The organism is Hymenobacter qilianensis, assembly GCF_014489555.1.
GTDB classification, from domain to species: domain Bacteria; phylum Bacteroidota; class Bacteroidia; order Cytophagales; family Hymenobacteraceae; genus Hymenobacter; species Hymenobacter qilianensis.
Genome location: NZ_CP060784.1, coordinates 3,244,163 through 3,269,432, shown reverse-complemented (window position 1 = coordinate 3,269,432; position 25,270 = coordinate 3,244,163). Strand labels below are relative to the sequence as shown.

The following is a 25,270-nucleotide window of genomic DNA, read 5'->3' as shown; positions in this document are numbered from 1 at the left end:
TGAATCGACTCGATATCGTTCTGGTTGATCTGGTTGATGCCTTCCCGCGTCGGGATGCCGTCGATGACGTAGAGTGGGTCGTTGTTGCCCAGCGTGCCTATGCCCGAATACGCACGGTAGCAGAGCTGCCCGGCGCGCCGTCGGTGGTGATGTTCACGCCCGGCACCCGGCCTTGCAGGTTGCGGGTTACATCATTGGAGGCCATATCCTTGATTTCCTCCGTTTTAACTACCGACACGGCACCGGTTAGGTCGGCTTTGCGCTGGGTTTGGTAGCCTGTCACCACTACTTCGTCCAGGGTCTTAGTATCGACAGACATCGTCACATTGATACTGGTGCGGCCACCGAGTACAATTTCCTGCGACAAAAACCCGATAGAAGAAAAGGTCAGCACGGCATTGTCGGGCACGGTGAGGCTGAAGCGGCCATCGGGGTCGGTAGAGGTGCCGTTGGTAGTGCCTTTCACTAGCACCGTTACGCCGGGTATTCCGGCACCCTTGTCGTCCACAACTTGACCAGTCACTTGTATATCAGCTTGGTACGCGCTGATTCGTTCTATCCGGGTGTGCGCTACTACCAAGCTTGGAGCCGCAAGTAGCAGAGCAGCCAGCGCCGTGGGCAAGAGTGTCCGGCGGCGCATGAGTACAATCTTTTTCATGGGTGTTGTGTAAAGTGGAGGGAGTATAGGTTGGTCAGCTCTGGGGGGCAAAAAAGTCTGCTAAGGAGCTGTAATCGTTTTCGGAAAGACGCTTTTAAATCAGGCGGTCATTGCCACAATCCAATCAGATGGTCATGCAGAGCGGCGCGAAACATCTCGCGTGTTTAGTAAGATTACTAACCTCTCGTCAGCACGCGAGATGCTTCGCGCCGCTCTGCATGACGTTCTTGTGGGGGGCTTTTTATGTCTTTGAATAGACTCTTAGTGGATCACCAAGATCTTTTCGACTTGCTCCAGGCTCGTGCCTTTGGTTTCGGGCATGAAGCGCCACACGAAGATTAATTGCAGCACCATCATCAGGCAGAAAAACAGGAAGGTGTGGCCCCCGCCTAGGTGCTCGGCGAAATAAGGGAAGGTGAAGGCGATGATGGTCGCCATAATCCAGTGTGTGGAGCTACCGAGCGCTTGCCCTTTGGCGCGCACACTGTTGGGGAAGATTTCGGAGATAAACACCCAGATAACAGCCCCTGCGAGAAGGCGAAAAAGGCGATGTACACGAACAGGAGGATAGGTACCGTGAAGCCCGTAAACTGCTCGGTGTAGAAGGAACGGGCTACCAAACCGAGCGTGACAATCAGGCCGAACGAGCCAATGAGCATGAGTTTACGCCGGCCAAAACGGTCGATGAAGTTCATGGCCAGCAGCGTAAAGGCGAAGTTGATCAGCCCCAGGCCCGCCGACGAAAGCAGCGCCGAGTTGGTGCCCAAACCCGTCATTTCAAAGATGCGGGGGGCATAATACAGGATGGCGTTGATGCCAGACACTTGGTTGAAGACGGCGAACAGCACTGCCAGCATCACCGGGCTCATGTGCTTGCGGGTAAAGAGCGACTCGCCGCCCGCGCCTTCCTGCGCCTGTGAGGTCAGGATCGCCGTGACGTCGCTGTCAAATGAGGTGGGGTTGATGATGCGCAGAATCTCGCGGCCTTCTTCTACCCGCCCCTTCTTGGTGATCAGCCAACGGGGGCTTTCGGGCACGCGGAAGAGCAGAAGTAAAAACGCGGCGGCCGGGAACACCTGTACGCCAAGCATCCAGCGCCAGGCCGCGTCGCCGCTGCCGGCCAGCAGGTAATTGGAGAGATAAGCAATCAGGATTCCGAAGACGATGTTGAACTGAAACAGCGCCACCATGCGACCCCGCGAGGCGGCCGGCGAAATCTCAGAAATGTAGAGCGGCGCCGTGACGGAGGAGGCCCCCACGCCCAGCCCACCGAGGAAGCGGAAGATTAGAAAAGGCACCCAACTCGGCGCCAATGCCGCGCCCAAAGCCGAGATGAAATAGAGGACCGCAATCCAAATCAGCGTCTTGCGGCGACCTAGCCTATCGGAAGGAATGCCCCCAGCAAGGCGCCGAGCACCGTACCTATAAGCGCAATAGATATGGTGAACCCGTGCTCGAAAGCGGTGAGTTGCCAGAGCTGCTGAATCGCTTTTTCCGCGCCGGATATAACGGCCGTATCAAAGCCAAACAAAAAGCCCCCAGGGCAATGACAATGGACCAGAAGAATACTTTGCTGTTTTTCACGACCGTTTTTTTTTCTTCAAAATTCGGTCGTGGAGGCTGCCTAAGCGTGCTCTATTATTCCAAAGTCTTCCATTTTTGATACAACGTTTACGTAATACTTAAAGGTGTTATAATCAACCATTTAACTATTGAACCCGCTTCATTTTTAAAGCTAAAGTTTCGCTCATGATACCTGACTTTCGAATTTGATTCAGCTTTGGGGCGTCACGTGCAAGGCCTTGAACTCGGAAGGCGAAATCTGGTACTTGGCTTTGAAGGCGGTGGAGAAATAGGAGGGTGAAGAGAAGCCAGTTTGGTAGGCTACTTCGGCAATAGTCAGGCTATCATCGAGCAAAATCTGCCGGGCTTTGGTCAGGCGGATGCCCTGAATAAAGTCGGTGACGCCGGTGCCCAGCAGGGCCTTCACCTTGCGGTAGAGCTGCACCCGCGAGATGCCCAAGCTGCGCGCCACATCCTCCACGCTCAGATCGGTGCGAGTAAGGTTGGCCTCCACGATGGCGGTGAGTTCAGCCAGGAATTTCTGGTCGACACGCTGAGGCGCTACGGTGGCGGTGTCCACTGACAACTCGCGGCGGAAGTGCTCGCGCAGGTGGGCTCGGTTGGCCAGCAAAGTCCGGATGCTTTCCAGCAGGAAGGTTGGGTTGAAAGGCTTGGTCAGGTATAGGTCGGCGCCCGACTGCACCCCTTCCAGCTGCTGCTCAGGCGCGTTGCGGGCCGTGAGCATAACCACCGGAATATGAGAGGTGCGCCAATCGGCGCGCAGTTGCGTCACTACTTCCAAGCCGGTGAGGCCGGGCAACATTACATCGCACACAATAAGGTCAGGGATGGTTTCGGCGGCTAGGCGCAAGCCCGTATCGCCATCAGCCGCCGATGACACCTGGAAGTGCGGCGCTAGTTTCTGAACGACAAAGTCGCGCACATCCTCATTATCCTCAATCACCAATATCAAGGATTCGCTTGCGGAAATAGGCGTGGGCGCTGGTTCTTCTTTCGATCTGGGGGCATTTCGTCCTCCTGAGCGAAGCTGGCGGGCAGGGCCGAATAGGGCGTATCGCTCCGAAGGGCCACCGGCAACTCCAGGGGCAGTGTCACGACAAATGTGCTGCCTTGCCCCGGCTGGCTGGTAAACGATAGTTGCCCTTGGTGCAGGCGCACAAGGCCCATGGCCAACGCCAGCCCCATACCCGAGCCTTTGGCGGCCGGCTGGTGCCCTTGGTAAAACCACTCAAAGATGTGTTCCCGGTCTTGCTCCGAGATTCCGCAGCCCGTGTCCTCTACACTCACGCGCACGGTGTTGTCGGTGGGTACGCGCTGGATGCTGACCGTAATCTGGCCCCGGTCGGGGGTGAATTTCAGGGCGTTGGATAACAGGTTGAAGAAAACCTTATCCAGAATATTAACATCAAACCACAGGGGAAGAACCGGCTCAGAGGGCAGAAAACGAAGCAGTATGCCGCGCTGCCTCGCCGACTTCTCAAATACGTCCATAATCTCGCGCACGAAGGCCACAATATTGCCCTCCGACGCCCGCACGGGCATTTTTCCGACCTCGATTTTTCGGAAATCCATGAGCTGATTCACCAATTGCAGCAACCGCTGAGTGTTGCGGTGAACCAGCGTTAAGTCGTGGCGCTGCCCGGCCGATAAATCGGCGCTGGCGGTCAGCATTTCTTCTACCGGGCCCAGAATGAGGGTGAGCGGCGTGCGCAGCTCATGGGAGAAGTTGGTAAAGAAGCGGAGCTTGGCTTCCGTCTCGATGCGGGCTTGCTCGGCCAACTCGGCTATCTGGTTGCGCTGGGAGCTGATTTCCTCATTTTGCCTTTCTAATCGCTTGATCAGGCGGCGGTTTACCTGAAAAGCCCGCCACGCCACCAAGCCTAATATGGCAGCCCCCAGCAGCGCCGCGAGCAGGATATATAGTACGGTGCGCTGGCTGGCGTAGGTATCGCGCTGCTGTTGCAGAAGCTGCTGCTGACGCTGAATATCCTGCTGCTGGCTGGTCAGCTTTTCGGTCTGCATCTTCATAGTCAGCGCGTTGGTCGAGTCGATGACCATGGTGCCGAGCATGTTTTCCTTTTCGTACGGCTGCCCTTTGATAATTTTCATGGCCGTCCGAATGGCCTCCTCCCCACCCGGCGAATAGAGAATAGTGGCCGCCAGGATGCCATCCTGCACGAACTGAATGCCGCCGTGCGGACCGGGCAGACCATCTACGCCCACCACCTTAATGCGGCGGTCGAGGCCCAGCTGCTTACACACCTGGTAGGCGCCCAGGGCCATACGGTCGTTGTGGGCAAAAATCAGATCGACTTCGGGGTGAGCTTTGAGTAAGGCAGGAAGGTTCTGCATCACGGAGGGCCGCTTCCAGTCGCCGTGCATCTGCGCTACCAAGCGCATGCCGGGGTACGCGGCCAGCGTTTCGGCGAAGCCTTTGTGGCGGTCGAGGGCAGGCGAAGCGCCAGATGCGCCCTTGATTTCCAACACGTTGCCTCGCTGCCGCAGCAGCGTGCTGATGTAGTTGGCCGCCGTCTGGCCTACTTCCACATTATTGCCCCCCACATACGCCGTATACAGCTTGGAAGTGGTGCGGCGGTCGAGAATTACGACCGGAATACCCCGGTTGAACACTTCTTCCACAATGGGCGTAATGGGCTCCGCCTCATTGGCCGACACGATGAGCAGGTCAATATCCTCTTGCAGGAATTCCTGAATCTGCTGGCGCTGGAGGGTGCTGTTGTCGTGGGCGTCTTTCATTTTGAACTCCACTTCGGGGTGAAAGCTCAGCTCCTTCTTCATGCCAGCCAGCATGGCCTGCCGCCACGCGTCGCCGTTGGTACACTGCGAGAACCCAATCTTGACCCGATCAGCGGGAGCCGGCTCAGCGCAGCCGCTCAGCAAAACGAATACGAGCAGCCAAAGCACCGTGCCTCCCAGGCAAGAGGCCAAGCGCTCATTCCATCGTTTTGAGAAATTAATAATCATTCGAGCGGGTGGGCTGGGTGGCGTGGAGTAATCAAAGATGCAGATACCTGAGGAAAGATTTGGTATTGTTCGGCTGGCGCGGCGCCTTTCCCGACTGACTTCTCCCCTAGCCGCACACCGTGACGCACTTTATTGGCAGAAAGCCCATTGATTGCAACTCTCTATCCGACTGTCCGCCGCCAGGTGCCGACTGGGGAGCTTTTTTGGCATTCTCGCTGGTTACCGCCCCGATTTGGGCGCGTTGCTTCACGGTTTGATTACAAACACTTTCGCCGAAACGGTTCTTTTTACCGTAAGAAAACCTATTTGTGTACGAAGTGAATACCCTATGTCCCGAACGATTATCGTTTCTAACCGCCTACCAACTAAAGTATTACGCAGTGAAGAGGGCCTGTCTTTTTCCCCAGCGAAGGGGCTTAGCCACCGGCTTGGGCTCTATTTATCGGGCTGATAATAACGTTTGGGTGGGCTGGCCCGGCATCTCTGTCGACGAAGAAGAAGAACAGGAAGTGCGCGAAAAGCTCCGCGCCGACAGCATGCGACCCGTATTTCTGACGGAAAGTGAAATCCGGGATTTTTACGAAGGCTTCAGCAACGAAACGCTCTGGCCGACCTTCCATTATTTTGCCCAGTACGCCATCTACGACCAATCGCACTGGGATGCGTACGTGGCCGTGAATGAGAAATTCTGCCGCGCCGTGCTGGAGCTGGCTGGCCCCGATGATACCATTTGGGTGCACGATTATCAGCTGCTGCTGTTGCCGCAGATGCTACGGAAAGCTCGGCCCAAAAGCAGCATTGGCTTCTTTTTGCACATTCCATTTCCCTCCTACGAGCTGATTCGGGTGCTGCCCTGGCGGCGCCAACTGCTGGAAGGTATGCTGGGGGCCGATTTGATTGGCTTTCATACCTACGGCTACATGCGTCACTTCCTGAGCTCGGTGTCGCAGTTGCTGGGCTACCAAAGCCAGAACGGACTGGTGGAAGTGGGCACGCGCAGTGTGCTGGTTGACGCCTTCCCGATGGGCATCGATCAGGCCAAATACGCGGAGGTGGCGCAGTCGGAGGAGGCCCGCAAGCACGAGCAAACCTACCGCGACGCGCTCCGCAACGAGCGCATTATCCTGTCCATCGACCGCCTCGACTATACCAAAGGCATTGCCCAGCGGCTGCGGGCCTACGAGCTGTTGCTGCAAACCTACCCCGAGTGGCGCGAGCGGGCGACGCTGCTGATGGTGGTGGTGCCCTCCCGCGACCAGGTGGATCAATATAAGGAGCTGAAAGAGGAAATTGACGAGCTGGTAGGCCGCATCAACAGCATGTACCGTACTATTTCCTGGAATCCGATTCAGTATTTCTACCGCTCCTTTCCTATTGAGGAGTTGTCGGCTTTGTATCGGATGGCCGAAGTGGCGCTGGTTACGCCGATGCGTGACGGCATGAATTTGGTAGCTAAAGAATTTATAGCCAGCAAGATTGATAACCCCGGGGTCCTTATTCTGAGTGAGCGCGCCGGAGCCGCCCGCGAGTTATCAGATGCAATCATCATCAACCCCACCGACACCAACCAGCTGGCCGAGGCCATGCACGAGGCGCTGATGATGCCTGAGGACGAACAGCGGCAACGCATGGGCGCCATGCAGGCGCTGGTAAAGAAGTATAACATTCACCACTGGGTAAATCTATTCATGGACCGCCTCACCTACAGCAAGTTAAAACAAGAAACCTTGGCTACTACCACACTAAATGCAGATGAGCTGCAGCGCATGACCAGCGAATACCAAAATGCCTCCCAGCGGCTTTTATTTCTGGATTATGATGGCACGCTGTCGGGTTTCAACTCCAACCCCCAACTGGCTGGTCCCGATCAGGAGCTGCTTATGCTGCTAGCCGAGCTGAGCGCCGATAAGCGCAACCGGGTAGTTATCGTGAGTGGCCGCGACCGGGCTACCTTGGAGAAATGGCTCGGCCATTTGCCCCTCGACTTCATTGTGGAACACGGGGTGTGGCTGCGGGCGCTGGGCGAAGAGTGGACCATGCTGCGGCCGCTTACCAACGACTGGATGCACGAAATTCGGCCTATTCTCGACCTGCATGTAAGCCGCACGGCGGGCTCCTTTGTAGAGGAAAAAGAATACTCGCTGGTGTGGCACTACCGACGCGCCGACATAGAGCTTGGCGAAGTACGGGCGCGTGAGCTGACCAGCCATCTGCACTTTTTGGCCTCCAACAGCGACCTGCAAGTGATGGAAGGCAATAAGGTGGTGGAAGTAAAAAGCGCCGGCGTAAACAAAGGCGCGGGGCCGCACGCTGGCTTGCCAGCTACCCCGCCGACTTTATCATCGCCATCGGCGACGACCGTACCGATGAGGATACCTTTGGTGCTATGCCCTCCCACGCCTACACCGTAAAAGTAGGCAGCACCCACCGCTCCCTGGCCCGCTTCCACCTTGATACCCACCACGATGTACGGCGCGTGTTACGGGCTTTGGTAGAGGCGTAGCCTAGCTTTATATGATTACAAAAAAGCCCCCGAATGTATTCCGGGGGCTTTTTTAGTTTAAACAAGTCAGAGGCTTGTGTAAGTGTTACACAAAGTTCGGCTGGTCCAGCTTTTTGGCAATACGATAAGCTGCATTCACTAAACCTACGTGGCTATAAGCCTGTGGGAAATTGCCCCACTGCGAACCGGTGCGCGCATCCACATCTTCCGAGAGCAAGCCCAGATGGTTGGTGTACGTCAGTAGTGACTCGAACTCGCGAATGGCGTCATCTACGCGGCCTACGCAGGCCAGAGCTTCCACGTACCAGAAAGAGCAGATGAGGAAGGTGGTTTCGGGTGTGCCGAAGTCGTCGGCGTGGCGGTAGCGGTAGAAGAGGCCTTCGGGCGTTTTCAGCTCCTTTTCCAGCTCTATGAGGTGGGTTTTGGCAACTTCTGAGGCTGGGTCGAGGTAGCCCATCATGATGAGCTGCATAGTGCTGGCATCGAGGTGGGGCGAGCCGATGGCGTTGGTGTACACCCCGCGCTTGGTATCAAAGCATTCTTCGATTTTTTGACTTGCTTCCTCTATGAGGCGCGTCGCCAGAGCTTCCATCTCAGGGTTTCTTAGGCGGCGGGCTACGTGACGCGCGGCGTGCGCACCGGCCCAATGGAAGAGGTAAGTATAGCTGTGATACTGCGCCAGCGTTCTGAATTCCCACAAACCAGCGTCGGGCATATTCATGGTTTTGTCGATCATGCGCAGCGCGTCGTAGATCAGCTTTTGCGAGTCAGTCCGCTCACCATCGATAAAGCGGCGGTCGACATAGAGCGGCAGCAAGGCCACTAGCACCTGCCCATACACGTCGTTCTGAATGTGCGTGTAAGCGTCGTTGCCAATGCGTACGGGCTTATTGCCGAGGTATCCTTCCAGATCCAGCTCACGCTCAATCAGTTCTGTGCCGCCGCTAATGCTGTAGAGCGGCTGATACTTTTCTTTAACCTTCGTGGAAATGTTGGCGATGTAGTGGAAATACTGCTCCATCTCCTCAAAGTGACCAATGTTGTTGAAGGCCGTGAGGATGTAGTACGTATCACGCATCCAGCAGAAGCGGTAATCCCAGTTGCGGGTGCTGCCGGGCGCCTCGGGCAAGCTAGTGGTGCTAGCCGCAATAATAGCCCCCGTATCCTCGTACTGGTGAATTTTGAGCGCCAGCGCCGACCGGATAACGGCCTCCTGATAGAAGCTGCTGATGCTGGTACTTTTCACCCATTTCTGCCAGTACTGCACCGTGCTGCGCAAAAACCGCTCGGCGGTGCTTTCCAACGGGGCTTCCAATGGTGCTCCATAGGTGAGCACCAAGTATTTTGGCTCGTTGAGCACAAAAAACTCCTCATCCAAGATATAGGTCAGGGGAATATTAGTGGTAAGACGAATTTCCTCCTCCAAGCCCAGAAAGGCGATATGGTTGGAGCTACGCCGACGGCTCAGAGGCAGCTCACCGTAGTTACCCACCGGCGAGCAAACCACCTTCACCCGGGGCGTGCCCGATAGCGGCTCTATCTTCCGAATCAGCATCAGGGGCTTGTAATAGCGGTCGTACTGCGGGAAGCGGGGGGCAAAATCCGTGACCCGGTAGCGCCCGTCCTCGTTCTCGATTTCAGTGCAGAGTACGTTGGTATTTTCCTGGTAGAACTGGTGCGAGCTAAACTCTTCGGTGGACGGCTTGATGCTGAACTCGCCGCCTTTGCGCGTATCGAGCAGGCTGCCAAACACGAAGCTGCTATCAAAGCGGGGCCAGCAAAGCCAGGAAATAGAAGTGTCTTGTTTTACCAAGGCTAGAAAGGCGCAGTTGCCAATCACGCCCATATCGTAGGTGTGCTTTGTCGTCATGGAGAGGGGAATAGGTGATGAAAGCGGCTCAAAGGCATGTTAGACGCCACTCAGCAGTAGTGTACCTTATTGGCGCCGCTCAGGTTGCCGCCGACCGCGTGCAGGCAGTTCTGCGTAATGGCAGCTACGCTATGCTGAACCCACCCGAAAATCTATTTTTCACTGTGCTAAGCGATCTGCGATAAATCTTCAGCGTGCCATTTCCATCACCTCACAAACAGCTTTAAAGCCTTGAAAGACAACGCTTCCGCTCAACCTGCATCCAACCATGTACCCTTGTATGTATCGGCGGGGGCAATCGTCTTATTAGTGGGCTGTTATTTTTTGTGGCCGGCATTTCAAAACGCCATACGCGAAGCTTTCGATATTCTGACCAGCGGCGAGCGGCCGCGCATCGCTAAGTGGGTGCAGCAATTTGGTCCGTGGGGGCCAATCTGGCTGATATTAGCCTTCATCATCCAGATGTTTTTGGTAGTGATTAACGTGGTCCTGTTGATTCTAGTGGCTATTCTGGCGTATGGGCCGTGGTGGGGTTCGATGTGGTCCTTTGTGGGGGTAGTGGTGGCCTCGTCGGTGGGCTACGGGCTAGGGCACGTGCTGGGCTCAAACTTCGTGGGGGCTTATTGGGCGAGAAAAACGAGAAGAAAGTGGTAGATCAGGTACAGCGCTATGGTATATGGGCCGTGGTTATTGCCCGCATCTCCCCATCATCTCCAACGATGCTGTGAGCTTCGTGGCGGGCCTGGCACGCATGGGCTACCTAAAGTTCCTGATAGCTACCACGGGGGGCATTTTACCACTCATCGCGCTGCTGGCGTACTTGGGCGAAGAGAATGACCGCCTCAAAAGCGGGTTGCTGTGGGTATCGGGCGTGAGCCTGGTGCTGTTTGGCTGGTATGTGTGGTGGGACAAGCGCCGGCAAAAAGCTTAAAACAACGCTTCGAGGGTAAAATAGCACAGTCATTGTAGGGGCTTTTCCAGAACTGATTCATCCTACCGGATGCAGGCGGGAGAAGGCGGAAAAAACCGTTTTTTGCTTTCGCCAGACGCTTCTACCCTTCTACCTTTGTCCTGTTGTGGACTGCTTGGGTGGTTCGCGCTTCTGGCTTCCGGCTGCTCACTCTCTGACCTGAACCGCTCCGTGCGCATTCTTCCAGACTTCGGCCGCATTGTCGGCACCGCGTTTTTACTGTTGCCTTTCCTGGGAACCGGCTCTGCCGCTTTCGCGCAGGCGCCCCTGTTGCGTGAGGTGGTGCTGCACGTCGATACGGCCCGCTACCACCTTAGCCGTCAGGTAGTAACGGTCGAGAATGAGCCGCACCTGTATTTCTATTACCGCCAAGACGACGAGACGGCCGAGCTGCTGGTTTACCCCACCCAATTTGCCTCCCAGCGCCCGCTCCGCCTCCAGCGCTCCGCCGACTTTCAGCTCCTCGACTCGCTCACGGCCGTAGACAATGCCTTTTATCGGGCCAAAATCCGTTTCCGCGACCTGACTGCTACGCGCTTCCTCCGGCTCACTTTCACCCAGGATCCTGAAAACACGGGGGCATTTTGCAGACGCAGTCGGTGAATGCATTGCCCGTTACGCGCACCACGCTGGCCTTCCGGCCTAACGATACGGAGCTGTATGTGGGGGAAGAAAAGGTGTTTGACCTGACCAGCAACAACCCCAAAAACGTGCGTGTGAGCACCGACTGGACCCGGGGCCAGGACATTGACTACCGGCTCAGTCAGCAGAATGGCACCTTGCGCCTGCATGTGCTGCCCAATGTGCCGGGCAACCGCACGCTGATGGTGCGGCCCCAGACGGAGCGGCCGTTTCTCATCGAAAATAACCGCCGCCTTAGCTACAGTCTGGCTCCGCTCCGTCAGGATTTCACGGTGAAGTCCAGCCGTTTGCGGTTTCTGAGCGTCGATAAAAAGGAGATTACGCTCAATGAAGCGTCGCGCCGGCAAGGCGTGGAAATTATACTGGACAATGGCCGCAGCTTCGACCTTAAGCGCACCTATCGCATTGAAGACCAGGAAGAACAGGGCGGACCATTGATTGCTGAGCTGGTGACCCGCAGCTACCTTTCCAACGACCGGGTGCTGTGCTGGCTGCGCGTGTACAACACCCACCGCCAAACCGATAGCTACCTCTACATCAAGGAAAATGACCAGCCCAAGTACCTCACCAACTTCAACGTGTCGCCCAAAACCAGCATTACAGGCGTGCAGGTGCGGCACCGCGGTGGCGACTGGACAGGCAATCAAACCGTGAATCCCGGCGAAACTGTGGACGTGCGCCTGGAGGGCGAATCGTTGCAGAAAGCGCGCTTCCACTTTGAGGATGTGCTGGTAGTGCCTTCCGATTCTTCCGTTCGCTCCGAGACGGCAGTGGTGTATCGGGTGCAGGTGCCTTTGAACATCGACAAGAAACGGCTGACCATTTTCAATGCTGGCCAACCAACGAGCCACGTTCTGAATGTGCGGGAGTTTCAGCGCCCCACCCGCTCGACTTTGTAAGCGTAACCTTTGGCGAAGCACCCCGCCCCATCACCCGCCTCAACGGCCCCGTGCTCTACGACAAGTCCATCCGCGACGTGGTGTTTAGCTTCAACGCCGATGCCATCGACACCGACGCTCAGCTCTACGGCAAGCAATACCTGAGCTTCGAGATCCGGACTCTGAACAGCAAGGGCGAGTTGATTGAGATGCGCACCCTCGACAACGTCGTGATCTGTCCCGGCGAAAACTCCATCCGGGGGGCTTTTTATCAGGATAAGCAGTGCCAGGTGGGCAACCTTAGCCTCAACACCCACCTCAGCACCCGCAAAACCTACGACCTCGACGACTGGGCCCGCATTCAGATTACGGTGAAGCACGCCACGGATAAGTACTCGGAGCCCGGCTTCCAGCAGAAGCTCGACATCGTGCTTCAGCGCCGCGTAAAGTTCGATATCGACGTGAGCTTCCCGGCGGGCTTGCTGACTAAGCAGGTGAACAGCGACGTGCAGGGCGTAGGTACCTTCAACGGTATCAGTCTGGCTACACTGGCGCAGTTCAGCTTCTACAACCCCAACAAAATCAACAAGCTGCGCCCCTACAAGGTCGGTGCGGGCTTCGTGGCACTGAATGCCTTCAACCTCAACCCCGACGCCAACAGCGCCCGCAACCTGGGCATCGTGATTCTGGGCTCCGTTTACCCCACGCGCAGCGACGCCAAGCTTACTTTTCCGCTGTATCTGGGCGGCGGCTATCTGCTCAACGGCGGCAAGTTGTTCTTCCTGCTCGGGCCGGGTATCGGCATCCGGTTGTAAGTCTTGAGCATCAAAAAAGCCCCCCAGACATCCGTCTGGGGGCTTTTTTGATGCTCAGGCGTGCTTACGCCTGATACTTAGCACGCATTATAGGCAAGTAGCTTTGTTGAACGTTTCAGCCTCATAACCAGGGTCTGGGGAGTTGAACCAGCCGTAGGTGAATCCATCTGTTATGCTGGTGAAACTAGAGTAGGGATTATTAACCGAAACTCTTTCCAGAGGCCATCTCCAGTCATCAGAAATCAGGATGCCATTTGGATACACCTTCCCTCCAACAGTATAGGTATCCCTGTTCGAAACCTCCCAAATGTATAAGTCATAGGAAGAGCCAACATTCACGGAGCCAGATGGATAAACCGTAATATAAGGTTCGTAAGGCTCGCTGGGGTTGTAGGAGAATTCGCTGTTGATATTGAGCGTTATTTGTTCTGTAGCGAAAGGAACGCATGGCTCACCTTGCACCGTATTAGCAAATCCATCGGTTCCCGTGCCAGGTAATGCTGCCTTCGTGCTCTCGAAAACGGTGACATAGTAATAAGTACCGTCATTCGTAACGCTAGGCGACCCTGAAATACTAGTTATTCCTGCCATTGGAATCCTAAAGCTGAACTTATGATCATAAGCAGCGCCTCTAGCTGTTGCCAAGAAATTAATGATCAGCTGAGTAGGAGTTTTTATTACATCTGATTGTACTACCAAATCATTGTAATCACGGTCGTTTTGGTCGGGGCTGGTGTTGTTAATGTCCTCCCAAGCATACGTGAAGTCGATCTCTTGGCTGCATCTGCTCTTGCAGAACTCGAAATAGACTGACCAATTATTACCTGGGAACTGGTTGGCATTGGCTAAGGACACGCCTTTGCTTGTGTTGTCGCATACACCACCCCAAGCTGTTTCGCCATTGGAAAGAGCAGCATGTGATGCTATGAAAAAGCAGTTAATGTCTGGAACCTGCGCGGCAGGAATTCTTACGGTATAAGATGTTACGCCAGTCTTAAATGACTGTTTGTAAGTAAATTTGCCAGGTATTGCTCCCCCATTGCTCAGTTTCTTTTCATCTCTTAATTCTTGCAGACTGGTAAATACATCCAGATGTATCTCTTTGAGAGTAACACCGGGTGCCGTCAGATTATACGTCACCAATACGTCACCACCATCCATCGCCACGTCCACTGTTCCAACTTGATTGTGCTGACCTGCTACCAGACATACTGACTGACAGGCTGGAGGAAGAACAACGTCCTGGGTGCTCGCTTGGCTGGTTGTGCGAGGAGATGCAATGTTTTCTTTATCCGAACAACTTTGGAAGGTCAGCATCAGCGCTACAACCGAAAATAGCCAGGTTAGCTTCTGCTGTAGAGGTTGAGTTCTCATGGCTGCAAGGGTTTAGAGGGTGGTAGATCATGTAATTTCCTATAATCTAATTTATAAATTTTTTAACTAATAATAATTAAAGACATAATCATACTTGTATTATTTATATTAAAGACAATTTATTCAATTAGCTACTATGCAGTTTAGACGACGGAAGAATTGGGGTTCTTCGTCTGTTTTACCCAAAGGGTAGAAATCTCATTCCGCACGAGCTTAATTGCTCGGCTGCTTTACCGAAGTCACTAATAGCAAGCAGCGCCGGCACCATGCTGAAAGCATAGTGCCGGCGCTGCTTGCTTATCTACTATTACATTTACTTTACCCGCAGCTCAATACTCACTATAGTACCACGGCCGGGGCGGGAGTCTATAGAGAGGGTGCCCGCCAGCAGATCGACTCGGTTGCGGATGCTGGTGAGGCCGATACCGGAGTGTTTGGCCTTTGCCTGAGCAGGTTCGAAGCCTTGGCCATCATCTTCCACGGATATGAATATGTGGCCGTCTTCATGTACTACGTGCACAAAGGTTTCGCGGGCTTTTGCGTGCTTGATAATGTTGTTAAGCAGCTCCTGCACAATACGATACACCGATACTTCGAGCTGCTGAGGCAATTTATCGAAGTCGCCTTTCATATACAGATGCACGTGCAAACCCGCGTGCGGAATGCGTTTTACCAGCTCCTCCAGCGCCGATTTCAAGCCAAAATCCTGGAGTATGCCGGGCGTCAGCTCAAACGAGATGGTGCGCGTGGCTTTGATGGCTTCTTCCAGCAAGGCCAGCGCCGACACGCGGGAAGAATTGCCCCCCGCGCGGTTTTCCAGATTTAGCTTGGTAGCATAAAGCAGCTGTCCAACGCCGTTGTGTAAGGCTTCCGCGATGCGCTTGCGCTCTTCTTCCTGGGTGGTGAGGATGGCAGAATGCACCTCCTGCTGCTGGCGCAGCTTCAGCTGGGTAGCCTCTTCGGCCAGCCGGACGCGCTCGGTCACGTCGCGAATCAGCACCAGGCCTCCTTCTACTTCGGCCTCAGTATTCAGCAGGGGCACAAAATAGGACTCAAAGTGGCCGGGGCGCCCATACAGCTTCAGATTGTAGTGCGTGACGCGCTCACCCGCCAGCACCCTGCATACGGCTTCTCCTTCGAGTCCTTCGCGGTGGCGCGGAAACAGGTCAAATATATCCTTACCCAGCACCTCGGCTTCGGTTTTGTGAGTGTTCTGCTCCATCACCTGGTTCCAGGCCGTGACCCGATGCTGGGCGTCGAAGGCTATAATGCCATCGACGCTATTATCGAGCAGGCTTTCAGAGAACTCTTTCTCCCGGCGCAGCTGCTCGCGCGCGCCCCGCTGAACGGTAATGTCGCGCACTACGGAGTGCAGTATCGATTGCCCATCCAGCGAGAAGGAAGTTAGGGAGATTTCTGCCCACATTTCCTCCTCATTCGGCCCAACCATCAGCCACTCAAACCGGCTCCAACCTTTGCTTAAGGCCTCGGCGGTGTGAGCAGCGGCGGCCTCCGCAGAGGGTTTGCCATTGGGCTGCGTAGGGGGGCAAAAATCGTGATGTGCTGGCCCTGTAGCTCGCCTTTGTAATGAATGTTAAAGAGCTTCAGGGCTGAGTCGTTGCAATCAATAATATAATTGTCCTGGATGAGCAGGGTGGCATCGCGGCTTTGCTCAAACAGCAGCCGAAAACGGGCCTCGCTGGCCTCCAGCGCCCGGCTGGCCTCCTTCGACTCGGTCATATCGATGACTGCCAGACGGCAGCACTTTATCCCCGCCGCCGACAGCATAGCCAGGCCCTCCAGCCGGGCGAAGAAGTGCGAGCCATCCTCCCGCAACATATCCAGCTCACAGGTATGGCGCGAGTCAGAGCTCATGGTTTTGACCAGAAACTCCAGAAACTTAGACCGGCATTCCATCGTCACGAACAGGGCAAAGCGCCGGTCTTGCAGGCGCTGACGCACCGTGCCTAGTAGCTGTGCCGCCCGCAGATTGAGCTGTTGAATCAGGCCATCCGCGGTGAGCGTAAAGTAGCCAACGGGCGCAAAGTCATAGAGATCAATGTATTGCCTGGTAGCAGCTTCGGCCGAGGCTTGCGTCAACAGCAGCTCCTCGTACTGCATTTCTAGTTCTATCTGGTGCACTTGCAGCTCCTGCACGAGGCGCCGCATATCGGGCGGCACGGCATCACTTACACTTTGCGTTACCAGATGCTGGCGCATTTCGGCGCGGTCGCGTAGCTGCTGCAAAGCTTGGTGCACGGAATGCAGGTGCTCGTCGTTCATAGCGCAAAAGGAATTAAATAGACCTAATTCTCAAAAGCAAAAAGCAGAGCGCTTTAGCGCTCAAAAAAGCCCCCAGTCTATTATTGCCGGCCTTTTCGCTGAACTGTTATTGTGGTACGCAAAGTAGCAAATATGGTAGCATGGTGGGGGGCTTTTTTGTAACAGACAAGCCAAAGTAAAGTAATCGTATTGGTCTTTTAAGTGGTAACAGTTACTGCGCTGGCGCGTTGCTGCTATCGTCGCTTACTCCTAGCAGCAAACAATCCATTTCCGAGCCGTGGTTGAGCAGGCGCCGGCCATACACGAGCACCTGGCGGACGCCCAGTTGGGGCAGCTTTATTTCCAGGGGCACTTCGTCAAACTCTTCCTTCTTATCGCTTACCAAATTCAGCAACAGCGTATGCAGCGCGGGTACGTTCCAGGCGCCGCCGTTCAGCTCGATGAGGAGTTGGTTTTTGACGTCGGCAATATTCAGATTATATCGCTTGGCGAAGGCCTGGCTAATGGTAAGGATGCGCAAGTCGTTGTTGAGCACGAGCATGGGCTCCCGCACCGTCTCGATAATGCTCTCGGCAAAGCTGGTGCTGGCCTGCAGCTTTTCTTCCAAATGTTTGAGTTGGGTTACGTCATTGAAGGTGATGACGGCCCCATTGATATAGTTATCGAGGGTGCGATAGGGCAGAATGCGCATGGCGTACCACTCGCCGGTAGTGGTCTGGATGTTGGTCTCAGTACTCACCAAGCGGTCGATTACCTGCTGCACATCGCGGGCCAGGTGGTCGTAGCGTAGCGTATTGGCAAAGTCGGTGATGGGGCGTCCCACGTCCGAAGGCACCAGCTTAAAAATGCGGCCTACCGGCGGCGTAAAACGCTTGATTACAAGATCATTATCAAGAAATACAGTAGCGATTTGAGTGGCATCGAGCAGGTTTTTCATGTCGTTGGCCGACTGAGTTAGCTCCTCCGTCCGGCTCACGTACTGCATATTTAGGGTCAGCAGCTCCTCGTTCATGCTCTGCATTTCCTCCTTATTGGTCATGGCCTCCTCGTTGGTGCTTTGCAGCTCCTCGTTGGCGCTTTGCAGCTCCTCGTTGGTGCTTTTCAGCTCTTCCACACTGCTATCCATTTCCTCAATGGTGGTTTGCAGGCGTAGCTTGGTGTATTGCAGCTCCTTTTCCAGGGCCGCCACCACCGCGTCGCGGCCCAATTCTTCGCCCTGAATGCCGGACTTGCCCTTGCGCACTCTGCGGGGGGTGGGCTGCTCCTCAAACGACACCAGCAGCAGCCCCTGCAAGTGCTCGGGCTCGGCTAAATGCCTGACACTGAGACGCAGCAGCTGAAAGCCGCCTTCGGTGGCCAGCTTCACATCCTCCACCACTACATCCTTGTGGTTGGTGTTAGCCTGATGAATGGAGGCGCTCAGCTCATAGCGCAGTTCCCCGCGCACCATCTCGAAGATATTCAGGTTGCTCAGGCCGGGTGCCGGCTCCAGGAAGCGGCCTGTGCGCCCATTCACATACAGGATTTCGCCCTTTGGGTTAATCACCACGGCCGGGGGGCAAAATAGTGCAGCAGTGCTTTCTGAACCAGCGTAGCGAAGGGGCCGTCTTTGCGGATCTGTTCCAGCCGCGAGCTGATGGGTGCACTGTGCGGCGTGGGCACCAGCAAACCCGACGGAAAATTGAGGAGGCGCGGCATCGTGGCCGTTCCTTCCAGGCGCCGCGAAATCTTCCACTTTATATCCAGGGGGGCAAATAAATCCTGGAAGCCGGTCAGGTTTTCGCTGGGCCCCAAAAACAGGATTCCGCCGGGGTTGAGAGAATAGTGGAATACCGGCAGCAGGGTGCGCTGTAGCTCCGACGACAAGTAAATCAGCAGGTTGCGGCACACCAGCACGTCGAGCTTGGTGAAGGGCGCATCCTTGTTGATGTTGTGGGGGCAAATACGACCAGGTCGCGTACGTCCTTCCGTATCTGATAGCCGCCTTCCACCTTAGTAAAGTAGCGCCGCAGCCGCTCGGGGCTCACGTCGGCCACGATGTTGTCGGGGTAAAGGCCCGCGCGAGCATACTCGATGCCGTCTGTGTTGATGTCGGTGGCAAAAATCTGAACTTTCAGGTAGCGGCCGGGCGCAATATTTTCGAGGCATTCGAGCAGCGTAATCGCCAACGAATACGCTTCCTCGCCAGTAGAGCAGCCCGGTGCCCAGGCCCGCACCGTGCTGCCCTCGGGCTTCGTGCGCAGCAGCGGCAGTAAGTGTTGTTTGAACGACTCAAAGGCTTCCGCATCGCGGAAAAACTTGGTTACGCCGATGAGCAGCTCTTTAAACAGCGCTTCCACTTCCGATACGTTTTCCTGCAAATAGCGCACGTAATGGGTGAAGTCCTTGATTTGGTGAGAGTTCATGCGCCGCTCAATGCGCCGCATTACCGTGTTGCGCTTATAGTAGGAAAAGTCGTGGCCGGTATGGGCCCGGATGAGCAGGAAGATTTTCTGGAGGGCGTGGGCCGGCTTGGCCGCCGACTCGGCCGACTCGCGCTGGGGCCGGCTGGTCAGGGGCTTGTTTACGTATTCGAGCAGCTTGGCCGGCAGTTGCTCGGCGGGCAGCACGTAGTCGACAAACTCGGTGGCGATGGCCGAGCGCGGCATGGAGTCGTACTCAGCCGTTTCGGGCGACTGCACCATCACCATCCCGAAGTTTTCCATGATCATCTTCAGCCCAATGGTGCCATCAGAGCCCATGCCCGAGCAGATAATGCACACGGCCCGCTCGCGCGAATCTTTAGCCAGGCTCTGAAAAAAGAAGTCGATGGGCATGCGCTTACCCCGCGCCTGAGTAGGCGCAAACAGCAGCAGCGTGCCGTGCAACAAGCTCATATCCTTGTTGGGCGGAATCACATACACCTGATTGGGCCGCACTCTCATCCCATCGGTGACTTCGTGCACGGGCATGGGCGTGTACTGCTGCAACACCTGCGCCAGCGTTCCTTCCTGCTCCGGCGAGAGGTGCGTTACTACCACGAAGGCCATGCCGCTGTCGGGGGCATATTTTTGAAGAACCGCTCAAACGCATTCAGCGAGCCCGCCGAGCCGCCCAACGCCACAATAGTGAACTTCTCGGCCGGGTTTTCCTGGCTACCCGCGCGCCGCAACTGATCCGGCGTTACGTTAGCCGGTATTTGAGCCAGGTCGTGGGAGTTAACAATAATGCCGGGCTCGCTGGCGTGGTCGTCTTGAAGAGAATCCATACTAAGGATAGTGGGCGTTGCTTGGGCAAGGCCAAAGGTATACTAAGGTAAAGTTACGGTTTTCCTAAGCCGATGAATAGTGTCAAGTTTATACTAATCGACTCAAGCAGCTTGGTCATTTCTCTCCTGTTTTTAGGAATGTTTGACGAGTAAAACCGTGTTTGCTGCTTGCCTCTTTTGATAAGACCAACTACCAGCTTGAATCACTGTGTATGTAGCCTAGTGATTTCATTTTTAAACTCAGCAACCGACTAAATACTTCATACCTCGTACCTTAAAGTAAATCTTCGGCGCAGTAACGCTGCTTTTTCGTTCTTCCTCTGTGAAAAGTCCCTCTCATCTTATCGTGATTGGCGCCTCAGCCGGCGGAATGCCAGCTCTGTGCCGCCTGGTTGAGCAACTGCCTGACTCTTTGCCGGCTGCCGTGCTGATTGTGCAGCATTTTGCCCCCGATTCGCTGGGCTGGCATCTGGTAGAGCGCCTGTCGCGTCACACAGGCCTTAGTTGTCGCCTACCCAATGATGGCGACCCCATTGAGCCCGGCACTGTGTACCTAGCTCCACCCGACCGCCATCTGCTGGTGAAAGACGGCCATCTGCTCGTGACCAAAGGCCCCCGCGAAAACCACTACCGCCCCGCCGCCGACGCCCTGTTTCGCTCGGCCGCGGCGTACTACGGTACGGCCGTAATTGGAGTGGTGCTCACGGGCATGCTCCACGACGGCACCGCTGGCTTAGAGCTGATTAAGCGCGCTGGCGGCTTGGCCGTGGTGCAGGACCCCAACGAGGCGGAGTTTCCGAGCATGCCTGAAAGTGCGCTCAGCAACGTTCCCATCGACTATGTACTGCCCATATCACGCATGGGCGACTTGCTGACAAGATTGGTACAAATACCGTCCTCGGGCAATAGCAATGTGCCAGATGATATTAAACTGGAGGCCGCTATTGCGGAAAGAGTTGTGGGAACTATGGATGAAGTACTGCGCTTGGGTACTCCCAGCACAATGACCTGCCCCGACTGTGGTGGGGCCTTATTTGAGCTAAAGCATGGTAAGCTCCTGCGCTACCGCTGCCACACGGGCCACGCTTTCACCGCCGATGCACTGCTCAAAAGCAGCCAGCACAGCCTTGAGGAAACCCTGTGGGTAGCGCTGCGCATGATGGAGGAGCGCAAAAACCTGCTTACAAGCATGGCCAGCCGGGGCGAAGGCTTGTATTCGGTGCAGCAGGAAGAGCGTATTGAGGAAATAAAGGGTCATATCAACCGCCTGCGTGAGTTTTTGCTCAACGGCGTGAAAAGCAGCACTGCCGTGACGGCTCCGGAGGAAGAGCAAAGCTAGCCGGACGGCTACTGCATAATTCAGCCAAAAAAGCCCCCAGAGGATTATCTAGGGGGCTTTTTGGGTGTTAAGCAATCCGTATAAACTACGAGCAGGTCCGAAAAATACGTTTGCCTAATTACGTGTTCGCGCCATGGTTTTTCCGTATGATGCAAGTGTATTTGTGGGCCTGAATGGCGTTAAAGAAAGCGAGTGGGCTGCTCGGAATGTGAAGAACTGCGGCCGGGGAGTATAATCCTCTGACTTTGCCGGGCAACGCCACTGAAGTAGCCGTTTGGGCTACCTCTGCTCTCCGTCGCTCCTCATCGGTGGGGCAGTCCTCACTGCTCCACTGCATGAGCACGCTAAATTCGGTTTAGTGGCCACTTACAGCTCGTCTGGATTTAGCTTAATTCTTACTTCTATACGGCCCCATTTGCACAGAATACTACCCAGGTTATGTCCTTCCCACTCCGGTTTGTTTTGCGACAAGCAGCAGAAGGTGCTGTTTTTCAGCACATGGCGCTGTGTTCGCCTACGCGCCAGCTGATGCATTGGGTGCTGCCGGGCCCCGCTCAGCGCTTACTTATCGAGGTTCCTTATTACTATTTATGTGAAGCATCCGATTCGGCATCCCTACCCGAAGTTGAGGTAGATACAGGCGAGTGTACGATAACCCAGGCGTCGGAAGAAAACCCAACTGAAGCCTTGCGCCACCACATCGAAGCGGGGCACTTGCTCCTGCACCTGCATGGCCACCGCCTGGAGGGCGATTTTACCCTGGCCCGTCTGAGTTCTAACAGTCACATCTGGCGGTTTAGCCTGGGGCATTCCATGCCGCACACTATCACGCTGAAGCAGTGAGGAACGGCATTTGGTTAATAGATTGAGCGGCGCTCTGTACACACTTACGTAGTGAGCAGTTAGAAATACGGGGGTTGAAAATGCGTGATTTTACGGTAATAAACAGGAGCGGTTCTGCTTAGATTTGTTTCATGCCCTATTACCGTATCTAACTCTGCACCTAGTAATTATTCATTCTCTCCCCTTATTCCAGCCACTCATGCAAGCGCACTCTTCTCGGCACATGACTTGGATTCCTCGCGCAGTCAAGCTGACCATTGATCCGAGCAATCCGGCGCATTTTGGCCGCACCCTCGTACGCGTTGCCACCATGCGCGAGCCCCGCTTGCACGTCAACTGTGAGCACCTTGCTTGCCTGCGTACACACGGCGTGGCGCACCTTGCTTCCCAATTGCTTCTATTGCACCAAGGTGGAGGCAAAGTGCAGCTCTATAACGTGAGCCCTACCCTATTCCGCGTCCTGCATCTTCTCCGGCTGGATACCGTTTTTGAAGTGCTCAAGCCTTCAAACAAGCGTAGCGACGAAGCAAACCGCTGGACGGCCACTGCCTGAGTCCGGCAAAAGATGATTGGCCAAATGTGCTGTCCTTAAGCATACCCTCCTTACTGGCCAGTTCGTAAATCGGGGTAATCCGTGATGATGCCGTCTACGCCGAGCTGGAGCAGCCGCTCAATCTCGGCGGCCGTATTCACGGTCCAGGGAACAATCTTTATTCCTTGCTGCTGGCAGGCCTTCACCAGGTTGCTGGTTACCAGCCGGTAATGGGGGCTATACAGCGTGGGCCGGAAGCTCAGGCGCTGCAAGTTGGCCGCAAGGCCCGAGGTGTTATCTACCAGCAAAGCCGTCGGCAGCGCGGGGCGCAGCCGGTGCAATTCCTCCAGAGCCCGCGGGTCGAAGGACTGAATCGTAACCCGGTCCTGAATGCCTTTGGCGTTGATGACGGCCAGCAGGAGCTGCACAAACTCGGCGGGAGCCGGATGAAGGGTGCCGTCGCCGGTGGGGGCCATTTTCGTTTCGATGTTGTAGCGCGGCGCGGGCCGCCCTTTGCGTTTCGCATACGCCTCAGCCGAGTCGATGACTTCGGCCAGCAGGGGCTTGTAGGTGCGCAGCTTCTGCTGGCGCGGAAACTTGGCGTTGCCCTGGCTGCCCACGTCATAGCGTCGGATGTCGGCGTAGGGCATGGCGTACAGGCGCAGGCTTTTCTCTTGGGCTTTACTGAGGGGCTGACCCTGCGGCGTGCGCACAAAATCGGCGTTCAGGTAAGGGTCGTGGGAAAGCAGCACCTGCCGGTCTTGGCTGATGACCACGTCCATTTCCAGGGTCGTCACGCCCAGATCAAGGGCCTTGCGCATGGCCGGAATGGTATTTTCGGGCATCAGCCCGCGGCAGCCGCGGTGGCCCTGCCAATCGATTGGCGGGCGCTGGGCCGAAGCGCCGAGCGTCGTGAAAGCGGCAATCAGCAAGGAAAGGATAGTTCGTAGCATCGGGGTAAACATACGCGAATTCAAAAAAAGCCCCCCACCCTACCGGCTGCGTTTTCCGGTGTGATGAAGGGCGCAAAAAAGCCCCCCGGCAGCGCTTGGGCACCAGCAGGCGGAGGGCTCAGTAGCTTTAGGCCGACAGCGTATCCGAGTATACTTGCCCAAACCGGTCGGTGACTTCCACCCGCATTTCCCGCGCCGCGCCCGTTACGTTGGCCACAAACAAATGCTCGGTCAGCGTGGGGTCAACCCATTTGTGCTTGGCAGGCAGCGCCGGGCCCGCGTGCAGCTGCACCGACAACGGATCGAGGCCGGTGTATTGCTCCATGTCGCCGCGGCGCACCCCGTCTTCAAACCACACCACTTTCCAGGCCGGGTCCCAGTTCCAGACGTTCACCACTACGGCCTCGGGGCGCTCGGGTAGGCTGCCTTTTGGGTACATGCGAAACTGGTGGGTACGCTCCTGCCCGATGGCTTTGTAGTACCACTTCAGCTCGCCGCCGCGCGCCTCGTACACGCCGTAGCCGGCGGGCGTGCCGTCGGTGCAGATGGGGCCCGTCCACCAGGCCCCGCAGATGGTGCCGTGCACGTGCTCCACCACGTTCTGCTCGGTCACGAGGGTTTCGTTGAAGTGGGTGTGGCCCGACATAATATGGGTTTTGAAAGGCTTGAGCAACCGGTATAGCTCGCGGCGGTTGGCCACCGAGCCGCCCATCGACTCCTCCTTTTCCTTGTTGCGCAAATGCTGGCGGGTAGTGGGCGGAATGTGCAGGCTCACCACCACGGTTGAGCCGGGCTTCACGTAGCTCAAATCCTGCTCCAGCCAGGCCAGCTGCTGCTCAGTGAGGTAGCCGATGTACTTTTTGGCCGCGCCGATGAAAAACACGTCGTCGAGCACTACGTAGTGAATTTCGCCTCGATTAAACGAGTAGTACGTGGGCCCGAACAGCTTGCGAAAAGTATCTGCCGAGCCTTCGTCGGTGCGGGCCGTGAGGTCCATGTCGTGGTTGCCGATAACCTGGAAAAAAGGGATGCCCGTGGCAGCCACGCCCTGCTGGTAGTCCTCAAACAACTCGAAATGGTCCCAGACCAGGTCGCCGCAGCCGATGCCGTGGAAGAGGGTGCCGGCCGGGTAGCTGGCAATGAGCTTTTGAGTATCAGGGACGGCGGTAGCCTTGAACTCGGCGGCATCGGCCTTGGAAATCATCTGCGGATCGGCCCATACCACGAAGTTGTGCTGGGTATCGTCTCGGCTGAGCTTGCGCAGCTCGAAATCGGCCTTGAAGCGGCCGCGCACGGGCTCTTTGCGGCGGTAGAAGCGGGCCACGCCCTGCTCCTGCGGAAACTCGTAGCCGCGCGGCACCGAGATGTACACGAACTCGGTGGCGCCGCTGCTTTCCAGCTCGTACTGCCCCCTGGCATCGGTGAGCGTGACGGTGGTGCCGTCCGTGACGGCCACGCCCGCCAGGCCCTGCCCGCCCGCGTGCACCCGGCCGCTGAGTGTAGCTGCGCTTACTTCCTTGCCGGCGCGGACAGGCGCCTTCGGGCGGGCTACAGCCTGGGTCCAGTCCAGGGTAGTGCCCAGCCCGGCCAGGCCGATTGCTTTGAGAAACGTGCGGCGTTGTTGTGACATGCGGTAATGGTTTGATTCTTAGAGAAGGGTAAATCGGCGTCCTCAGAATGGCCTTTAGGGGGCTTTTTAGGGCATTTATGGCAGTCTGCATAACCTAAAAAGAACGTCATGCAGAGCAGAGCGAAGCATCTCGCTCTCGGTCGTCTGATTACTAATTCTACTAA

At 55.9% G+C, this 25,270-nt stretch carries 21 protein-coding genes and 3 pseudogenes; 9 read left to right on the top strand and 15 right to left on the bottom strand.

Going from position 1 to position 25,270, the window contains the following annotated elements; translation table 11 throughout:
• Positions 1-2: 2 nt before the first annotated feature.
• From H9L05_RS26975 to H9L05_RS14940, 6 genes and pseudogenes are all read right to left on the bottom strand, one after another.
• Positions 3-56 (bottom strand): annotated as a pseudogene (locus H9L05_RS26975) (hypothetical protein); the annotation flags it as partial.
• A gap of 41 nt (positions 57-97) precedes the next feature.
• Positions 98-658, bottom strand: coding sequence for a carboxypeptidase-like regulatory domain-containing protein (locus tag H9L05_RS23915; protein WP_262892542.1), 561 nt, complete (start codon positions 656-658; stop codon positions 98-100).
• Between the two features lie 261 nt (positions 659-919).
• A pseudogene (locus H9L05_RS14955) lies at positions 920-2,010 on the bottom strand (sugar porter family MFS transporter).
• A 422-nt stretch (positions 2,011-2,432) separates the two neighbouring features.
• Positions 2,433-3,185, bottom strand: coding sequence for a response regulator transcription factor (locus H9L05_RS14950; protein ID WP_223284957.1), 753 nt, complete (start codon positions 3,183-3,185; stop codon positions 2,433-2,435).
• Between the two features lie 5 nt (positions 3,186-3,190).
• Positions 3,191-5,227 (bottom strand): substrate-binding domain-containing protein, encoded by a 2,037-nt coding sequence (locus H9L05_RS14945; RefSeq protein ID WP_187731631.1) that lies wholly within the window; start codon positions 5,225-5,227, stop codon positions 3,191-3,193.
• Between the two features lie 106 nt (positions 5,228-5,333).
• Positions 5,334-5,477, bottom strand: a complete 144-nt coding sequence (locus H9L05_RS14940; RefSeq protein WP_187731630.1) for a hypothetical protein — start codon at positions 5,475-5,477, stop codon at positions 5,334-5,336.
• Positions 5,478-5,655: 178 nt separating this feature from the next.
• On the opposite strand from H9L05_RS14940, the gene H9L05_RS14935 reads away from it, so the two are divergent.
• The gene (locus H9L05_RS14935; protein WP_317174978.1) at positions 5,656-7,638 is read left to right on the top strand and encodes a bifunctional alpha,alpha-trehalose-phosphate synthase (UDP-forming)/trehalose-phosphatase; all 1,983 of its coding nucleotides are present in this window, start codon (positions 5,656-5,658) and stop codon (positions 7,636-7,638) included.
• Positions 7,639-7,815: 177 nt separating this feature from the next.
• Here the strand turns inward: H9L05_RS14935 and H9L05_RS14930 are convergent, their stop codons facing one another.
• On the bottom strand, positions 7,816-9,600 hold the full coding sequence (locus H9L05_RS14930; protein WP_187731629.1) for a glycoside hydrolase family 15 protein: 1,785 nt from the start codon (positions 9,598-9,600) through the stop codon (positions 7,816-7,818).
• Between the two features lie 231 nt (positions 9,601-9,831).
• Here H9L05_RS14930 and H9L05_RS23910 point away from each other — a divergent pair, with 231 nt between their 5' ends.
• From H9L05_RS23910 to H9L05_RS14910, 5 genes are all read left to right on the top strand, one after another.
• The gene (locus H9L05_RS23910; protein WP_223284473.1) at positions 9,832-10,254 is read left to right on the top strand and encodes a TVP38/TMEM64 family protein; all 423 of its coding nucleotides are present in this window, start codon (positions 9,832-9,834) and stop codon (positions 10,252-10,254) included.
• Between the two features lie 22 nt (positions 10,255-10,276).
• Positions 10,277-10,531 (top strand): TVP38/TMEM64 family protein, encoded by a 255-nt coding sequence (locus tag H9L05_RS23905; RefSeq protein ID WP_223284472.1) that lies wholly within the window; start codon positions 10,277-10,279, stop codon positions 10,529-10,531.
• Between the two features lie 210 nt (positions 10,532-10,741).
• Positions 10,742-11,173, top strand: coding sequence for a hypothetical protein (locus H9L05_RS14920; protein ID WP_187731628.1), 432 nt, complete (start codon positions 10,742-10,744; stop codon positions 11,171-11,173).
• Positions 11,155-12,111 (top strand): hypothetical protein, encoded by a 957-nt coding sequence (locus H9L05_RS14915; RefSeq protein ID WP_187731627.1) that lies wholly within the window; start codon positions 11,155-11,157, stop codon positions 12,109-12,111. Before H9L05_RS14920 ends, H9L05_RS14915 begins: the two co-directional genes overlap by 19 nt.
• A 50-nt stretch (positions 12,112-12,161) precedes the next feature.
• The gene (locus H9L05_RS14910) at positions 12,162-12,905 is read left to right on the top strand and encodes a hypothetical protein (RefSeq protein ID WP_187731626.1); all 744 of its coding nucleotides are present in this window, start codon (positions 12,162-12,164) and stop codon (positions 12,903-12,905) included.
• 87 nt (positions 12,906-12,992) lie between these two features.
• Here the strand turns inward: H9L05_RS14910 and H9L05_RS14905 are convergent, their stop codons facing one another.
• From H9L05_RS14905 to H9L05_RS14875, 6 genes and pseudogenes are all read right to left on the bottom strand, one after another.
• A complete protein-coding gene (locus tag H9L05_RS14905) occupies positions 12,993-14,279 on the bottom strand; it encodes an LruC domain-containing protein (protein WP_187731625.1) in 1,287 nt (428 codons plus the stop codon).
• 313 nt (positions 14,280-14,592) lie between these two features.
• On the bottom strand, positions 14,593-15,705 hold the full coding sequence (locus tag H9L05_RS14900; RefSeq protein ID WP_187731624.1) for a sensor histidine kinase: 1,113 nt from the start codon (positions 15,703-15,705) through the stop codon (positions 14,593-14,595).
• Positions 15,706-15,758: 53 nt separating this feature from the next.
• Positions 15,759-16,562: a PAS domain-containing protein gene (locus tag H9L05_RS14895; RefSeq protein WP_187731623.1), complete on the bottom strand. Its 804-nt coding sequence runs from the start codon at positions 16,560-16,562 to the stop codon at positions 15,759-15,761.
• 211 nt (positions 16,563-16,773) lie between these two features.
• Positions 16,774-18,111: a PAS domain-containing protein gene (locus tag H9L05_RS14890; protein ID WP_187731622.1), complete on the bottom strand. Its 1,338-nt coding sequence runs from the start codon at positions 18,109-18,111 to the stop codon at positions 16,774-16,776.
• Positions 18,105-19,591: pseudogene (locus H9L05_RS14880) on the bottom strand (CheR family methyltransferase). Before H9L05_RS14880 ends, H9L05_RS14890 begins: the two are co-directional and overlap by 7 nt.
• The gene (locus tag H9L05_RS14875; RefSeq protein ID WP_187731620.1) at positions 19,576-19,809 is read right to left on the bottom strand and encodes a hypothetical protein; all 234 of its coding nucleotides are present in this window, start codon (positions 19,807-19,809) and stop codon (positions 19,576-19,578) included. The pseudogene H9L05_RS14880 and the gene H9L05_RS14875 overlap by 16 nt, the downstream one beginning before the upstream one ends.
• A 322-nt stretch (positions 19,810-20,131) precedes the next feature.
• Here H9L05_RS14875 and H9L05_RS14870 point away from each other — a divergent pair, with 322 nt between their 5' ends.
• From H9L05_RS14870 to H9L05_RS14860, 3 genes are all read left to right on the top strand, one after another.
• A complete protein-coding gene (locus H9L05_RS14870; RefSeq protein ID WP_187731619.1) occupies positions 20,132-21,148 on the top strand; it encodes a chemotaxis protein CheB in 1,017 nt (338 codons plus the stop codon).
• Between the two features lie 438 nt (positions 21,149-21,586).
• Positions 21,587-21,991: a hypothetical protein gene (locus tag H9L05_RS14865; RefSeq protein ID WP_187731618.1), complete on the top strand. Its 405-nt coding sequence runs from the start codon at positions 21,587-21,589 to the stop codon at positions 21,989-21,991.
• 223 nt (positions 21,992-22,214) lie between these two features.
• Positions 22,215-22,544: an STAS domain-containing protein gene (locus H9L05_RS14860; protein ID WP_187731617.1), complete on the top strand. Its 330-nt coding sequence runs from the start codon at positions 22,215-22,217 to the stop codon at positions 22,542-22,544.
• Positions 22,545-22,594: 50 nt separating this feature from the next.
• Here H9L05_RS14860 and H9L05_RS14855 read toward each other — a convergent pair whose 3' ends face one another.
• Both H9L05_RS14855 and H9L05_RS14850 read right to left on the bottom strand, forming a co-directional pair.
• Positions 22,595-23,476 carry a glycerophosphodiester phosphodiesterase gene (locus H9L05_RS14855; protein ID WP_187731616.1) on the bottom strand — a complete coding sequence of 294 codons (882 nt, stop codon included), beginning with the start codon at positions 23,474-23,476 and terminating at the stop codon, positions 22,595-22,597.
• Between the two features lie 127 nt (positions 23,477-23,603).
• Positions 23,604-25,106, bottom strand: coding sequence for a calcineurin-like phosphoesterase C-terminal domain-containing protein (locus H9L05_RS14850; RefSeq protein WP_187731615.1), 1,503 nt, complete (start codon positions 25,104-25,106; stop codon positions 23,604-23,606).
• Between the last annotated feature and the right edge of the window lie 164 nt (positions 25,107-25,270).